The organism is Nonomuraea sp. CA-218870, assembly GCF_050936535.1.
Taxonomy (GTDB): domain Bacteria; phylum Actinomycetota; class Actinomycetes; order Streptosporangiales; family Streptosporangiaceae; genus Nonomuraea; species Nonomuraea corallina.
The window spans coordinates 5,327,822-5,342,046 of record NZ_JBNJMN010000001.1 but is presented as its reverse complement, the minus strand read 5'-3'; the positions used below and the strand labels follow the sequence as shown (position 1 = coordinate 5,342,046).

Annotated in this window: 15 protein-coding genes; 13 read left to right on the top strand and 2 right to left on the bottom strand. The window is 73.8% G+C overall.

Going from position 1 to position 14,225, the window contains the following annotated elements; genetic code table 11:
* Window positions 1-113 precede the first annotated feature (113 nt).
* From ACQEUU_RS25675 to ACQEUU_RS25625, 11 genes are all read left to right on the top strand, one after another.
* Window positions 114-1,163, top strand: a complete 1,050-nt coding sequence (locus ACQEUU_RS25675) for a LacI family DNA-binding transcriptional regulator (RefSeq protein WP_433070411.1) — start codon at window positions 114-116, stop codon at window positions 1,161-1,163.
* Complete coding sequence (locus ACQEUU_RS25670) at window positions 1,160-2,071, top strand: carbohydrate ABC transporter permease (protein ID WP_433070409.1); 912 nt, start codon at window positions 1,160-1,162, stop codon at window positions 2,069-2,071. The genes ACQEUU_RS25675 and ACQEUU_RS25670 overlap by 4 nt, the downstream gene beginning before the upstream one ends.
* Window positions 2,068-2,886: a carbohydrate ABC transporter permease gene (locus ACQEUU_RS25665; RefSeq protein WP_433070406.1), complete on the top strand. Its 819-nt coding sequence runs from the start codon at window positions 2,068-2,070 to the stop codon at window positions 2,884-2,886. Before ACQEUU_RS25670 ends, ACQEUU_RS25665 begins: the two co-directional genes overlap by 4 nt.
* Before the next feature lie 9 nt (window positions 2,887-2,895).
* Window positions 2,896-4,200 (top strand): ABC transporter substrate-binding protein, encoded by a 1,305-nt coding sequence (locus ACQEUU_RS25660; RefSeq protein WP_433070404.1) that lies wholly within the window; start codon window positions 2,896-2,898, stop codon window positions 4,198-4,200.
* Window positions 4,197-5,237, top strand: a complete 1,041-nt coding sequence (locus tag ACQEUU_RS25655; RefSeq protein ID WP_433070402.1) for an ADP-ribosylglycohydrolase family protein — start codon at window positions 4,197-4,199, stop codon at window positions 5,235-5,237. The genes ACQEUU_RS25660 and ACQEUU_RS25655 overlap by 4 nt, the downstream gene beginning before the upstream one ends.
* A 108-nt stretch (window positions 5,238-5,345) precedes the next feature.
* Window positions 5,346-6,314, top strand: coding sequence for an ADP-ribosylglycohydrolase family protein (locus tag ACQEUU_RS25650; protein WP_433070399.1), 969 nt, complete (start codon window positions 5,346-5,348; stop codon window positions 6,312-6,314).
* Window positions 6,311-7,450 carry an ADP-ribosylglycohydrolase family protein gene (locus ACQEUU_RS25645; RefSeq protein WP_433070396.1) on the top strand — a complete coding sequence of 380 codons (1,140 nt, stop codon included), beginning with the start codon at window positions 6,311-6,313 and terminating at the stop codon, window positions 7,448-7,450. The genes ACQEUU_RS25650 and ACQEUU_RS25645 overlap by 4 nt, the downstream gene beginning before the upstream one ends.
* Window positions 7,450-8,778 carry an ADP-ribosylglycohydrolase family protein gene (locus ACQEUU_RS25640; protein WP_433070393.1) on the top strand — a complete coding sequence of 443 codons (1,329 nt, stop codon included), beginning with the start codon at window positions 7,450-7,452 and terminating at the stop codon, window positions 8,776-8,778. The genes ACQEUU_RS25645 and ACQEUU_RS25640 overlap by 1 nt, the downstream gene beginning before the upstream one ends.
* Window positions 8,775-9,659: a ribokinase gene (gene rbsK / locus ACQEUU_RS25635; protein ID WP_433070391.1), complete on the top strand. Its 885-nt coding sequence runs from the start codon at window positions 8,775-8,777 to the stop codon at window positions 9,657-9,659. Before ACQEUU_RS25640 ends, rbsK begins: the two co-directional genes overlap by 4 nt.
* A 74-nt stretch (window positions 9,660-9,733) precedes the next feature.
* On the top strand, window positions 9,734-9,961 hold the full coding sequence (locus tag ACQEUU_RS25630; RefSeq protein WP_433070388.1) for a hypothetical protein: 228 nt from the start codon (window positions 9,734-9,736) through the stop codon (window positions 9,959-9,961).
* Window positions 9,962-9,981: 20 nt separating this feature from the next.
* A complete protein-coding gene (locus ACQEUU_RS25625; protein ID WP_433070386.1) occupies window positions 9,982-10,470 on the top strand; it encodes a serine hydrolase in 489 nt (162 codons plus the stop codon).
* A 110-nt stretch (window positions 10,471-10,580) separates the two neighbouring features.
* Here the strand turns inward: ACQEUU_RS25625 and ACQEUU_RS25620 are convergent, their stop codons facing one another.
* Both ACQEUU_RS25620 and pyrF read right to left on the bottom strand, forming a co-directional pair.
* Window positions 10,581-12,227, bottom strand: a complete 1,647-nt coding sequence (locus tag ACQEUU_RS25620; RefSeq protein WP_433070383.1) for an OmpA family protein — start codon at window positions 12,225-12,227, stop codon at window positions 10,581-10,583.
* Window positions 12,228-12,359: 132 nt separating this feature from the next.
* A complete protein-coding gene (gene pyrF, locus ACQEUU_RS25615) occupies window positions 12,360-13,166 on the bottom strand; it encodes an orotidine-5'-phosphate decarboxylase (RefSeq protein WP_433070380.1) in 807 nt (268 codons plus the stop codon).
* Window positions 13,167-13,234: 68 nt separating this feature from the next.
* Between pyrF and ACQEUU_RS25610 the strand changes: the two genes are divergently transcribed.
* Both ACQEUU_RS25610 and ACQEUU_RS25605 read left to right on the top strand, forming a co-directional pair.
* Complete coding sequence (locus tag ACQEUU_RS25610; protein WP_270158840.1) at window positions 13,235-13,711, top strand: DUF6968 family protein; 477 nt, start codon at window positions 13,235-13,237, stop codon at window positions 13,709-13,711.
* A 138-nt stretch (window positions 13,712-13,849) separates the two neighbouring features.
* Window positions 13,850-14,221: a hypothetical protein gene (locus ACQEUU_RS25605; RefSeq protein ID WP_433070377.1), complete on the top strand. Its 372-nt coding sequence runs from the start codon at window positions 13,850-13,852 to the stop codon at window positions 14,219-14,221.
* The last annotated feature ends 4 nt before the right edge of the window (window positions 14,222-14,225 follow it).

The window sequence follows — 14,225 nt, the reverse complement described above, 5'->3', positions numbered from 1 at the left end:
CGTGACGTGATCGTGACTTGACCGGCGACGTGGCGGGAGGGTTACATGACGCCTACTCAGTAAACGTTTACAGCCATCCGCTGAAATCGTTTGCTCACCCTGGAGGGACAGCCTTGGCCGACGGACCCACGATCACCACGATCGCCGAGCGCGCCGGTGTCTCCATCGCCTCGGTGTCGCGGGTGCTCAACGGCCTGCCCACCCGGCAGGACACCGTGCGCAAGGTGATGGCCGCCGCCGACGAGCTCGGGTATGTGCGCAACGCCGTCGCCCGCTCCCTGAAGTCCCGCCGCACCCATCAGGTCGCCTTCGCCATGGCCGACGTCGGCAACCCCGCCTACCTCGCCATGCTGCGCGAGATCCAGCCGGTGCTCAAGTCCGCCGGCTACCGGCTCGTCCTGCACTCCACGGACGCGGTGGTGGCCGACGAGATCGACGTGCTCCACAGCCTGGGGGAGCGGTACGTGGACGGGCTGATCATGAGCCCGCTGCGCGTCACCGAGCAGCACCTGGAGCTCCTCGCCTCCGCCCGCGCCCCGGTGGTCATCATCGGCTCGGTGCCCGAGGGCACGCCGGTGGACAACGTCAGGGCCGACTCCCGCACCGGCCTGAAGCTGGCCGTCGACCACCTCCACCGGCTCGGCCGCCGCACGATCGGCCTGGTCAACGGCCCGACCGACACGGTGCCCGGCGCCATGCGCGGGGCCGCGTACCGGGAGGCGCTGGAGGACCTCGGGCTGCCGTACGACGAGGAGCTGGTGGAGATCGGGGACTTCTACCGCGCCGAAGGCGGCAGGGCGGTCGCGGCGCTGCTGCGGCGGCGGCCCGACATCGACGCGCTGATGTGCGCCAACGACCTCATCGCGCTCGGCGCGCTGGACGTGCTGCGCGCGGCCGGACGGCGGGTGCCGGACGACGTGGCGGTGGCCGGCATGGACGACACCGACCTCGCGGCGGCCGCCTGGCCGTCGCTGACCAGCGTCTCGCTGGGGTCGGCCGAACGCGGCAAGGCCGCCGCCGAGCTGCTGCTCGACCGGCTCAGGAACGGCGACAGGGAACCCCGCAGGGTGACCGTGCCGCCGCGGCTGGCGGTGCGGGCCTCGACGACGGGGGCGGAGCCCGCGCCGTTCCGGCCGCCGGGCGCGGAGCGGGGGAGTCCGTGACCGCCACCGCCACCCGCCCGCCCCCGGAGGCGCCGCCGCGGCGCGCGGCAGGCGGGTCGCGGCAGACCCGCGAGATGTGGGTGCTCCTGCTGCCCGCGCTGGTCCCGGTACTGATCTTCAGCGTCGGGCCGCTGCTGTACGGGATCGCGATGGCGTTCACCGACGCCGAGTCCGGCAGGAACCACGTCACCCGGTTCGCCGGGCTCGACAACTTCGCCAGGCTGCTCGGCGACGAGGCGTTCTGGCAGTCCATGCGGGTCGGGATGATCTGGGCGGTCTCGGTGACCGCGCTGCAGTTCCTCGCCTCGCTCGGGCTGGCCCTGCTGCTCCACCAGCGGCTGCGGCTGCGCGGCCTGGCCCGGGTGCTGGCCATGGTGCCGTGGGCGATGCCGCCCGTGGTGATCGGCCTGATGTGGCGCCTGGTCTACCACCCGGACGCCGGCATCGTGAACAGCACGCTCGGCACCGACGTCAACTGGCTGGCCGACTTCACCTGGGCGCTGCCCGCCGTCATCGTCATGGGCGTCTGGAGCGGCATGCCGCAGACCACCGTCGTCCTGCTGGCGGGCCTGCAGAACGTGCCCGCGGAGCTGCACGAGGCGGGCGCGATGGACGGGGCGGGCACCTGGCGCCGCTTCTGGAACATCACGCTGCCCCAGCTCCGCCCGGTCATCGTGGCCATCACCTCGCTCGACTTCGTGTGGAACTTCAACCAGTTCAGCCTGGTCTACGTGCTCACCCAGGGCGGGCCCGGCGGCCGGACGAGGCTGCCGATGCTGTTCGCGTACGAGGAGGCGTTCGAGTACGGCTTCTTCGGCTACGCGGCCGCGCTCGGCGTCGCCATCGTGGTCGTCGTCCTCGCCCTGCTCGGGGTGTACCTGTGGCGGCAGCTGAGGGAGGCGTCATGAGCAGGGTCCTCCAGTACGCGGCGCTGCTGGCCTACCTGGTCTTCCTGGGCTTCCCGCTGGTCTGGCTGCTGTCGACCGCGCTCAAGACGCCGCAGGAGATGGCCGCCCTGGACCCGGCCTGGATCCCGCGGGAGCCGACGACGGCCAACTTCGCCGCCGCGTTCGGCGAGCAGGACCTGATCGGGGCCGGGCTGCGCAGCCTCGTCGTGGCGCTGGCCAGCGCGGTGCTGACCGTCGCGGTCGCCCTGCCCGCAGCGTACGCGCTGGCCCGCTACCGGGGCGTGCTGAAGCGGATCGCGCTCGGGTGGGTGCTGGTCAGCCAGGTGTTCCCGTTCATCCTGATCATCATCCCGCTGTTCATGGTCATGCGGGAGCTCGGCCTGGTCAACACACTGGCCGGGCTGGTGCTGGTGCACGTGACGTTCACGCTGCCGTTCGCGCTGTGGATGCTCCAGGGATACGTGCGGTCCGTGCCGCGCGAGCTGGAGGAGGCCGCGGCGGTCGACGGTGCGGGCCGGATGCGGGCGATCGTCAAGGTGGTCGCCCCGCTGCTCGCGCCGGGCGTGGTGGCGACGCTGCTGTTCGCGTTCATCTCGTCGTGGAACGAGTTCCTGTTCGCGCTCGTGGTCCTGAAGGACCCGGACGTGATGACGCTCCCGCTGACGCTGGTGCGGTTCACCGGCCCCGAGGGAGTGGCCAGGCTCGGGCCGCTGGCCGCGGCGTCCCTGATGGCGACGATCCCGAGCCTGGTCTTTTTCGCAATCATCCAGCGACGGCTGCGGTCCGGCCTCATGGCCGGCGCGGTGAAGGGCTAGGAGGCTCACATGCGTATCAAATCCGCGTTGGCGGCGGTGGCGGTCCTCGCGCTGGCCGCCGCGTGCGGCGGCGGGGACACCGGTGAGCCGTCGGGCGGCTCCGGCGAGCCGGTCAAGCTCGACTTCCTCAGCCTGGCCTGGCAGAAGGAGTCGGTGGAGGCCAACAAGGCGATCGTCGAGGAGTGGAACAAGGCCAACCCGGAGATCCAGGTCACCTATGTCCAGGGCAGCTGGGACAACGTCAACGACCAGCTCGTCACCTCGTTCGAGGGCGGCGACGCGCCGGACGTCTTCCACGACGACTCCCCCGCGCTGGCCGGCTTCGCCGCCAAGGGCTACCTGCTCGACCTGGAGGGCAAGCTGCCCGCCGCCCTGCGGAGCGACATCCCGCAGGCCGCCTGGGACACCGTCACCTTCGACGACGGCAACGGCGGCCAGGGCGTGTTCGGCGTGCCGTTCCTGCAGGAGTCCCAGGTCATCATCGCCAACAAGAAGCTGCTCGACGGGGCCGGGGTGCGCATCCCCACGCCCGCCGAGCCGTGGACCTGGGACGAGTTCGCCGAGGCGAGCACGAAGCTCACCAAGGGCGACACGTACGGCGTCGCCTGGCCGATGAAGTCGCCGGTCAACAAGGTGCTGAACCTGGCGCTCAACTTCGGCGGCACCTTCTTCCAGACGGCGGGCGGCAAGACCACGGTCAAGGTCGGCCCCGAGGAGAAGGAGGTCCTGCGGCGCATCCACGACCAGCTCTACAAGGACAAGACGGCCGACCCGGCCGCGCTCGGCATGGGCACCGCCGACCCGCTGCCCGGCTTCTTCGCCGGCAAGTACGCGATGCTCCCGGCCGGCGTCTACCTGCGTCAGCAGGTGGCCGAGCAGGCCCCGGACGACTTCGCGTGGGTGACCCTGCCGCCGCTCAAGGGCACCACCTCCCACCAGGGCGCGGTGTCGCAGACCCTCTCGGTGTCGGCCGACAGCGAGCACCAGGAACAGGCCGTCGCGTTCGTCTCCTTCTTCCTCAACGGCCGGAACCAGGCCCGGCTCGCCAAGGGCGACTGGCTGCTGCCGACCTCGCGGGAGGCCGCCGCCGACCCGTCGATCAACGGCGAGGAGGACGGCTGGGACGTCGCGACCGCCTCGGCCAAGGACCTCGTGGTGGCGCCGTTCCTCAAGGTGAACGGGTACGACGAGTGGAAGAGCAAGGTGGCCACGCCGGTGCTGCAGGAGTTCTTCGCCGACAAGATCAGCCTGGACGACGCGGCCGAGCGGCTCGTCGGCGAGGGCGACAAGGTGCTGGAGCGGTACCAGCGGTGACGTATCGCGACAGGGCCCGAGGGTGTCTGCTCGGCCTCGCGGCCGGTGACGCCCTCGGCGCCCCCGCCGAGAACCTCTCGCCCGAGGAGATCCGCCGCCGGTGGGGGCGGCTCACCGAGATCGAGGGCGGCGGCACCGACGACACCGAGTACGCCATCTTCGCCGCCGGGCTGCTGGTGGCGCACGGCCACGGGCTGACGTCCGGACGGGTCGCGGCCGCGTACCGGGAGCAGGTGATCCCGGCGGTCACCGGGCCGATGCGCGGAGCCGGGTTCTCCGAGCTGGGCACGGTACAGGCGCTGCGGCGCGGGCTGGAACCCCCGCTGACCGGGATGATCCACCAGCACGGCTGGTCCGACGGGCTCGCCATGCGGGCCGCCCCGTACGGGGTGTTCTGCCCGGGAGACCCGGCGGAGGCGGCCCGGCTGGTGACCGAGGACGGCCGGGTCAGCCACGCGGGCGAGGGCGTACTCGGCGGCCGGGCGGTCGCCGCGGCCGTCGCCGCCGCCATGGCCGGGGCGGACCCGTCCGGCGCGGTGGAGGCGGCGCTGTCGGCGGTGCCCGCCGACTCGTGGACGGCCAGGAACATCGGCCGCGCCCGCGCCGCGCTGGACGCCGCTGACCCGGCCGCGGCGCTGCACGAGGCCGTCGTGGTGCGGCACTACCCGTGGACGGACGTCGCGCCCGAGGCCGTGGCGCTGGCGCTGGCCGCCTGCCTGTACGGCGAGGGCGACGTGGAGCGTTCCGTCACGTTCGGGGTGAGCCTGGGCAGGGACGCCGACACCATCGGCGCCATCGCGGGCGCGGTCGCGGGCGCCGGGCGGGGCGAGCGCGGTGTGCCCGAGCGGTGGGCGGCCAGGATCGGCCCGGCCACCGGGAAGTGCCTGCCGGTCGTGGCGGGCAGGCACGTGCTGGACGTCGCCGACGAACTGACCGCCGCCCTCGGCACCGGCAGGCCGGCGCGAACGCCGGCCGGGCCGCCGGGCGTGACCCAGGAGCCTGCCGGGTCGCCGGATGTGACCAGGGAGCGGGCGTGATCAGGGAGCGGGCGTGATCAGGGAGCGGGCGTGGCCGCCGGGCGTGGCCGGAGGTCGGGTGGCGGTGCCGGAGGACGGCGGCGAGCGGGTGGAAGGACTGTAGGACGCATGCCGGGGGACAGGATCGCGGGAGCCGTCATCGGCCTCGCCGTGGGAGACGCCGCGGGCTGGCCCGCGGCCCGGCACCGGGCCGCGCTGCACGCCCCGTGGAGCCGCAGGCTCCACCGCGAGCTCGACGCCTTCGCCGAGGAGCACCGCCTCACCACGCTGCCGGTGCCGTTCGCGCTCAACCAGCCGACCGCGCCGCTGGCCGTCGGCCCGTCCGACGACGCGGAATGGCTCGCCTGGACGCTGCTCACCAGCGGAACCCCGCGCGCCGAGGCGTTCCGCGCGCTCGCCGGTCGCGACGACGTCAGGGCCCGCGTCTCGGTCGCCACCGCCCTGGACAACCTTTCCAGAGGCGTCGAACCGCCCGCCAGCGGGCACGACAACCCGCACCACTTCGACGACGCCGCCGCCGTCAGAGCCGTCGCCTACGGCCTGCGCGGCGCAGAGCCGGACGAGGACGCGCAGGTGACCAACGCCGGCGACGGCCTGCTGGGCGCCCGCGCCATGGCCGCCGCCGTCGCCGCGGCCGTCGCCACCGGCTCGGCCGCCGCCGCCGTCGAAGCCGCGCTCGGGGTGCTGCCCGCGGACACCGCCATCGGGCACAACGCCCGCCTGGCGCTGGCCGCCGCCCGCGCGGCCGGCGACCCGTTCGGGGCGGTGCCCGCGCTCGACGCCGCCCTGCTCGACCACGTCTACAGCTACGGGGTCGGCGCCGCGCTGACCGTGCCGGCCGCCCTCGCCCTGACCGAGGTGTCGCGGGGCGACCTCCGCCGCGCGGTGCCCGCCGCCGCCTGCCTGGCGCCGCTGGCCGACTCGGCTCCCGCGCTCACCGGCGCGCTCACCGGAGCCTGCGGAGGGTACGGTGCGATCCCGCAGGGGTGGATCGCGCCGGCCCGCACGCTGGCCGGCTGTTGCCTGCCGGAGCTGGCGGGCAAGGATCTCATCGAACTCACGGAAGGACTCACATGACGCCGCTTGAGGACAGGGCGACCGGCTGCGTGGCGGGGGCGGCGGTCGGCGACGCGCTGGGCGGCGCGACCGAGGGCTGGACCCCCGAGCAGATCGTCGACCGCTACGGCGGCCGGGTCGAGGGCATCGTGCCGCCGTTCAACGACGACTGGCGCAACGCCCGCCCCATCGCCCCGTACCACAAGGGCGACGGCCACATCACCGACGACACGCTCATGACCCACGCGCTCATCCGCGTGTACGAGAAGGCGCGCGGCCACCTCGACGCGTACGCGATGGCCGCCCACCTGGTGCCCGAGCTGATGGCCGAGCGGCGGTGGATCCCCGAGCTGGAGGCGGAGGCGCTGCCGCTGCAGCGGATCTTCCTGGCCGAGAAGTGGATCGTCGCCCGCCTCCACTACGGTCACGCCGACCCGCGCGAGGCCGGCGTCGGCAACATCGTCAACTGCGGCGCCGCCATGTACGCCGCCCCCGTCGGCGTCGTCAACGCCGGCGACCCCGACGCCGCCTACGCCGAGGCACTCGACCTGACCGGCGCCCACCAGTCCAGCTACGGGCGCGAGGCCGCCGGGGTCATGGCCGCCGCGGTGGCCGAGGCGATGCGGCCCGGCGCCGGCGCCGACTCCGTGGTGGCCGCCTGCCTCCGGCTGGCCAAGGACGGCACCCGCGCCGCCATCGAGGCCGTGTGCGAGGCGGCCCGCGGGCTCGGCCACTGGGACGGCTCGTTCGAGGCGCTCCGCGCGGCCATGCGGCCGTACGACACGGTCGCCGACACCTACCGCGACCAGGGTCTCGGGGCCCGCCGGCCGAGCCGGCTGCACAGCATCGAGGAGCTGCCGCTGGCGCTGGCCTTCCTGGTGATCGCCAAGGGCGACTACCGGGAAACCGTGCTGGGCGGCGTCAACTACGGCCGCGACGCCGACTCGATCGCCTCCATGGGCGGCGCCGTCGCCGGCGCGCTCGGCGGCCTCGGCGCGATCCCTCCGGAGTGGGTGGAGCAGGTGAGCGCGGCCAGCCGGACCGACCTGGTGGCGCCCGGCCGCGCCCTCGCCGCGGTCGCCCGCCAGGTGCACGCCGACGACGTGGCCCGGCGCCGCGCCCACGAGGCCGCGTTCGCCGCGCTGCTGGAGGACTGATGATCCGGCTCACCTGGGTACAGCCGGAGGACCTGATCGGCCACGAGCTGCGCCAGGCCGCCGAGGACGGCAGGGACGCCGCCGCGATCGCCGAGCGGTGGCGCGCCGCGGGCGGGCACGACGCCCCGCCCCGCGCCGGAGCGTCCGAGCCCGGCGCGCAGGCGCTGCGCCCGCTCGCAGAGGAGCTACTCGACGAGCTGGCCGCGATCCCGTCGCCGCTGGACGAGCCCTCGGACCTGGCCGCGATCGTCGCCGCCTGCCCCGACTGGCCGCGGCCCGCGCCGGGCGTCGTCCCGGGCCCCGGCCGGGTGCTGGGCGCCTGGCAGGGCCGCGCCGCCGGGTGCGTGCTGGGCAAGCCGGTCGAGAAGATCCCGCGTACGGGCATCAGGGAGATCGCCGAGGCCACCGGCAACTGGCCGATCCGCGGCTGGTTCACCGCCGAAGGGCTGCCGCCCGAGGTGGCGGCGCGATGGCCGTGGAACCGGCGCAGCGCCGTCGACTCCCTGGCCGAGAACATCGACGGCATCCCCGAGGACGACGACCTCAACTACCCGCTGCTCGCCCTGACCGTGCTCGAACGGCACGGCCGCGGCTTCACCACCGACGACGTGGCCCGGGTCTGGCTCGACGAACTGCCCGCCGGGCGCACGTTCACCGCCGAGCGCGTCGCGTACCGCAACCTGCTCGACGGCGTCGAGCCCCCGGAGACCGCCACCCGCCGCAACCCGTTCAGGGAGTGGATCGGCGCGCTGATCAGGGCCGACGTGTACGGGTGGACCAACCCGGGCGATCCCGGCACCGCCGCCGAGCACGCCTGGCGGGACGCCCGGCTCACCCACACCGCCAACGGCCTCTACGGCGCCATGTTCGCGGCCGCCATGTGCGCCTCCTCCATGGTCGCCGGCTCCGCCGAGGAGGTCGTCGAGGCGGGACTGTCCGTGGTGCCGCCCCGCTCCCGGCTGCACCGCGCCGTCCGGCGGGCGGCCGAGGACGCCGCCCGCGAGGACGACTTCGAGCGCGTCGTCGACCTGCTGCACGAGCGGCACGGCGGCCTGCACTGGGTGCACACGGTCAGCAACGCCGCGCTGATCGCCGCCGCCCTCGTGCACGGCCGCGGCGACTTCACCGCGACCGTCGCCGGGGCCGTCGCCGGAGGCTGGGACACCGACTCCGCCGCCGCCACCGCGGGCTCCGTCGCCGGCGCGCTCAACGGCGGCGTCCCCGACCGGTGGGCGCTGCGTGACAGTCTGGCCAGCAGCCTGACCGGCTTCGACGGCATCGGGCTGAAGGAGCTGGCCCGCCGCACCCAGGAGTTGACCCACCCGTGATCACCGTCTTCGGCAGCGCCAACATGGACCTGGTCGCCTACACCGCCCGCGCGCCCCGCCTGGGCGAGACCGTGACCGGGCGCGACTTCCGCACCGTGCCCGGCGGCAAGGGCGCCAACCAGGCCGTCGCCGCCGCCCGCGCGGGCGGCGAGGTGACGTTCCTCGGCGCGGTCGGCTCGGACGCGTTCGGCGCCGACCTGCGCGGCACGCTCGCGGGCGCCGGGGTCGACGTGACCCTGCTGCGCCGGGTGCCCGGCGCGAGCGGCATCGCGCACATCGTGGTCGACGACCGGGGCGGCAACGCCATCGTCGTCGTGCCCGGCGCGAACGGCGCCGTCACCGCCCCCACCGACGCCGAACGCGCCGTGATCGCCCGCTCGCGGGCGCTGCTGCTCCAGCTGGAGCTGCCCATGGCGGCCGTCACCGCCGCCGCCCGCGCCGCCCGCGGGGCCGGTGTGCCGGTCGTCCTCACCCCGGCCCCCGCCCAGCCGCTGCCGGACGACCTGATCGACGCGGTCACCCTGCTGCTGCCCAACGAGCACGAGGCCGCCGGCATCACCGGCGCCGCCGACCCGAGCGTCGCCCTGGACAAGCTGCTCGAACGGGTCGAGGAGGCGGTCATCACCCTCGGCTCCGAGGGCGCGCTGTACGGGTCGCGCTCGGGAGAGCGGCTGCACGTGCCCGCCGTGCCGGTCCAGGCGGTCGACACCACGGCGGCGGGTGACACGTTCGCCGGAGCGCTCGCCGTGGCCCGCGCCGAAGGACGGCCCATGCCGGACGCCCTCCGCTTCGCCGCGGCGGCGGCGGCGCTGTCGGTGCGGCGGGAGGGGGCGTCCACCTCGATGCCGGTACGCGCCGACATCGACGCCGCCCTCGGCTGACCCGGCCCGGGCCCTCACCGCGTTCGCCACGGGCACGCGCGCATCGAACCGTGGCGCCGGGGCACTGGGGAGGCATGAGTGAGAACCCCGACGACCTGCCCCCCGCGAAGGACGGCCTGGGAGCCGAGAGCGACGTGGTGGCCGAGCGCTCCGGCGCGAGCACCGAGAAGTCCCGCCGCCCCATCCCCGCCGACCCGCCCGAGGCCCAAGACGAGCCGGAACGCCCCGAGGAGGAACGCCCCGAGGAGCAGGGCCGCGCCCAAGGCGACGAGGAACGCCCCGACGTCGGCCCCACCGGCTGAGAGAAGGGCCGTACCGGGCGTTGGATGACCTGACACAGGCGGCGGAGCAGCCACGTGCGCCGACGACCCGGTTCTTCCGCGCCACCGGTGACCGGACCAGCCGCCTGGACCGTACGGAGCCCACGCTCACCCAGTGGTCGCCCGGCGAGAAGCGCGACACCACCACCCCCGCCGCGGCCGCCCGGACGTTCGCCGAGCTGACCACCGGCAAGACCCTCCATGCTCAGGACCGGGCGCGGCTGGTCGGCTGGCTGAAGGCCAGCCTCACCGGCGCCAACCGGATCAAGGCGGGACTTCCCGAGGGCTGGACGGTCGGCGACAAGACCGGCACCGGCGGCGCGAGCAACCACGGCACCGCCAACGACCTCGCGATCGTCTGGACACCCGGATCGAACGCGCCGATCATCCTGTCGGTCTTCACCAACCGCAACGACGACGACACCCCGCACGACGACAAGGTGATCGCCTCCGCCGCGACCGCGCTGGCCAAGGCCCTCGGCAGGTTGTGACCGGCCGCATGAGAAGCGCTTCGGCGAGACGTACGCGAGACAGCCCGAGCACCGGGCGAGGCAAGGCGGCGGGTCTTGCGAACGGGAGGCGAGGGCTGTGGCCCGGCGGGCTAGATGATCGGCACGTCGGCCAGAGGCGGGAACTGCGCTACCCGGACCCGCACGCTCGACGCGTCCCGCGGCAGGCTGATGACGGCCCAGTGCTCCTTCGTCTCTTGCGCGAGGTGATCGGTCCTGTAGTGGGTGGGGGTGCACAGGCAGTAGAGCCGTGAGCCTTGGCGGCCGTAGACGACCGCGGCTCCGTGGAGGGTCTTGCCCCGGGGGTCCACCACGTCGACGTTCGTCGCGCCGCCTCTGCTGCCCCTGCCCGGCAGGGTCGGCGGGCGGTCGCCGAGGTCGTGCAGCCAGGTCTCCTTGATGCCGTGGTTGGTGGTCCTGAAGACCATGAGGCCGATCCCCTCGCCGACGACGCGGATGGGGTCCACCTCGACCGTGAAGGGTTGTCCGTCGACGTTCGTCCTGCTGCTGCCGCCGGGACTCCCCGACTCGACGGGGCTCGGCGTGCTGCTCGGGGAGGGGGCGGGCAGTGTCCGGGACCGGTCGAAGCTGACCGTCACCCGGCGGTTCTTGCGCCGCCCGTCCGCGTCGTCGTTGGAGTACAGCGGCTTGGCGGAACCGTGGCCCCGCGCGCGGAATGTCACCCCTTCCCGGGTGACCAGCGACGCGAGGTCCTTGCGCACGGTGTCGGCCCTGCGTTCGGAGAGGGGCTGGTTGATGGCGTCGGTGCCGGTCGAGTCCGCGTGACCGTCGATCGCGACCTCGGTGGCATCCGACTCGTCGATCTGGCCCGCGGTGCGGGCGAGCACGTTGCGCGCGCCCGGGGACAGGTCCGCCTTGTTCACCTTGAAGAGCAGGTCGGAGAAGAGGTTGATGCGCACCCGCTGATCGTCCGTGGTCGTCTCCATGCTGTTGTCCAGGCTGGCCGAGGGCAGTTCCATCGGATAGGAGAGCGGCGTGAGCTGGGCTGTGGCCGGGTCTGGAATCTGCTGGTTGGGGGGCGGCTGCGGCGGTTCGTCGCTGATGGGCACGTTGACGAAGGGCGGCGCGAGCGGGGTGTACACGGTCGCTGAGGTGGCGCCGCCGGAGGGCGCGGGCACCAGCGCGAAGAAGGTGCGCGGCTTGCCCGGTTCGAGCCACGGCCTCTCGAAGTCGTCCTCCACGGTGCAGGCGCAGCCGCCGTCAGGCGTGGTCGACGGCATGAGCAGGCGGCCGGCGGCGGCGTCGATGATGCCGAGACCGGATGCCATGTCGTCCTTGTCCCGCCCGCTCGCCATGCGGTCCTCGACGTGGTGCCACACCCACATGGAGCGTTCGCCCGTTTCGGTGAGACGCACCTGGACCGCGACATGGTCGCCGATCCGGTTGAGCCCGACGAGGTCGGCCCGGACGGTGCGCTTGCCGTGGTCCGCGTGGGTGGCGAGGGCGCTGGCGAGGGGCGGGCGGGCGTCGGAGTACGGGTCGCTGTAGGAGGGGCTCTCGGAGGCGGCAGGGGTGGCTGTGCCTCGCGGGGGCGGGGGCGGGGGTGTGTCGGGCCCGGCCGGAGTGGAGGCCGGCGCGTTCGCCGCCGGAGAGGAGGCGGGTTCCGGCTGAGGCAGCACACCGCAGGACGTCGACAGGACCAGGGCGCACGCGGCGGCGGTGAGTCTCAGCGGAGGTGACTTCCCACTGATGTCATCGGCCCCAGGGGTGTCAGTCATCTGTGAACTCTATAAAGAACGATCTCTGAAAAGCGGCTTTTCGGCCAGTTTGCTGTAGTCGTCGGCACGCCCCCCGGATCGGCGCCGCCTCCCGCCGAGACGGCGCCCTCATGGGTCGATGGCCACCCGGGCTCAGCGCGACAGATGCAGGAGGCACTCGTCGCGGTAACGCTCCGTACGGGCCCGCAGCCCGGACTGGTCCGCCAGCAGGACGCGCGAGGCCGACGGCAGCACCGCGTGCCGCACCCCGGCGAACAGCCGCCCGACGTCGGCCGGCGTCGCCCCCTGGGCGCCCAGCCCCGGCGCCAGGATCGGCCCGTTGAGGCGGTCGAGAGGGTAGCCCGGGTCGGCCACCGTCGCGCCCACCACCACGCCCACCGAGCCGAGGGGGGCATGATCGGCGTTGGCCGCCCGCACCCCTTCGTAGATCTCGCCGGCCACCGCCTCCTGAAGGCGCGCGGCCTCGGGGTTGGAGGTGCGGGCGAGCACGAACACGCCCGCGTCGCTGGCCAGCGCCGAGGTGATCGCGCCCGCGAGGCTGCCGAACCCCAGATAAGGGCTGAGCGTGATCGCGTCGGCGGCCAGCGGGCTGCCCCGGTCCAGGTAGGCCTCCGCGTAGGCGGCCATCGTGCTGCCGACGTCGCCGCGTTTGACGTCGAGCAGCACCAGCGGGCCGGCGTCGCGCAGGTCGGCGATGGTCCGCTCCAGCACCGCGACGCCCCGGCTGCCCCACCGCTCGTAGAAGGCCGACTGCGGTTTGATCACGGCGACCAGGTCGCTCACCGCGTCGACCACGCCCCGGCTGAAGCGCTCAAGGCCGGCCGGGGAGTCGTCCAGCCCCCAGGCGTGCAGCAGCTCGGGGCTCGGGTCGAGCCCCACGCACAGCGGTCCGTACTTGTCGAGCCTGGCTCGTAACCGTGTCCCGAACGACTCGGTCATCGCACGCCCCCTTCGTGAAGTCGCATGGGCAGTCTTCCGGAGCGGGCGCTCCGGGTAAAGCGACGAACATGTACGAGATCGCTCGACGCACGCTGACGTTGCGCACCGAGCCGCCGCGGGAGGTGATCGCCGCGATCGGCATGCCGTACGTGGAGCCCGAGGGCGACTGGTCCTGCCCGTACCGGATCGACGGGCTGGCCGGCTGGGACCACGAGCGCAAGGCCACGGGAACCGACTCCTTGCAGGCAGTGGAGCTGGCGATGGGCATGGTGCGCGCCGCTCTGGCGGGCTCGCACGAGGCTAAGGAGGGGCTTCTCGCCGGAGAGGAGGACGAGGGCGGCGGGCGGCCCTGCACCGTCTACACCCGGTGGGACCGCTACCACAACGTTGCATATATATCGATGAAGCATGAAATCTTGGCGGGGGAGGCGGCGCGTCAGGTGGTCGCCGGCGAGGTCGTGCTCGAGTTCGGCGGAGGCGGCGAACTGCTGGGCGTCGAGCTGACCGACGCCGAGACCCTGATGCCCGCCGAGATGCGGCTGTAGGCCCCCGCGACCGGCCGCGCACGGCTTCTGCGGCGACCGGCTACGACTCCTGGTGTAGTCGCGATGACGACCGGCGGCGGATGTCCCCCGGCGGGCCGGCCGCGATCCTGGTGAGCCTACGAGGTCGAAGGAGAAACAGTGGTCACCGAGGTCGCGCGAGGCAACGGATATCTGATGGCGTTCCGGGCTGCGGCCCTGCTCAACGCGGCGGCAGTGTTCTTCCAGGCCGTGACGGCGGGGCAGATGATCAGGGGCGCGGGAGCCGGCATGCACGGGGCGGGCGCAGGGGCCGTCCACATGCTCGGCCTGATCCTGCTCGTCGCGGCGGTCCTGCTGTGGCGGCCCGGACGCGGCGCCGGCTGGCCGGCGCTGGTGGGCCTGGTGGCGCTGCTGCTCGGGTTCGTCCAGTCCATGCTGGGCGGTTCCGGCGAGGTGCTGGTGCACGTCCCGCTGGGCGTGACGCTGTTCGGGCTCAGTGTGTGGCTCGTGGTCTGGTCCTGGCGCCCGTAGCCTC

Coding starts and splice junctions, on each gene's coding strand:
- ACQEUU_RS25665 (WP_433070406.1), top strand. CDS start 2,068: ATGAGCAGGGTCCTCCAGTACGCGGCGCTGCTGGCCTACCTGGTCTTC.
- ACQEUU_RS25660 (WP_433070404.1), top strand. CDS start 2,896: ATGCGTATCAAATCCGCGTTGGCGGCGGTGGCGGTCCTCGCGCTGGCC.
- ACQEUU_RS25650 (WP_433070399.1), top strand. CDS start 5,346: ATGCCGGGGGACAGGATCGCGGGAGCCGTCATCGGCCTCGCCGTGGGA.
- ACQEUU_RS25645 (WP_433070396.1), top strand. CDS start 6,311: ATGACGCCGCTTGAGGACAGGGCGACCGGCTGCGTGGCGGGGGCGGCG.
- ACQEUU_RS25640 (WP_433070393.1), top strand. CDS start 7,450: ATGATCCGGCTCACCTGGGTACAGCCGGAGGACCTGATCGGCCACGAG.
- ACQEUU_RS25630 (WP_433070388.1), top strand. CDS start 9,734: ATGAGTGAGAACCCCGACGACCTGCCCCCCGCGAAGGACGGCCTGGGA.
- ACQEUU_RS25620 (WP_433070383.1), bottom strand. CDS start 12,227: ATGACTGACACCCCTGGGGCCGATGACATCAGTGGGAAGTCACCTCCG.
- pyrF (WP_433070380.1), bottom strand. CDS start 13,166: ATGACCGAGTCGTTCGGGACACGGTTACGAGCCAGGCTCGACAAGTAC.
- ACQEUU_RS25610 (WP_270158840.1), top strand. CDS start 13,235: ATGTACGAGATCGCTCGACGCACGCTGACGTTGCGCACCGAGCCGCCG.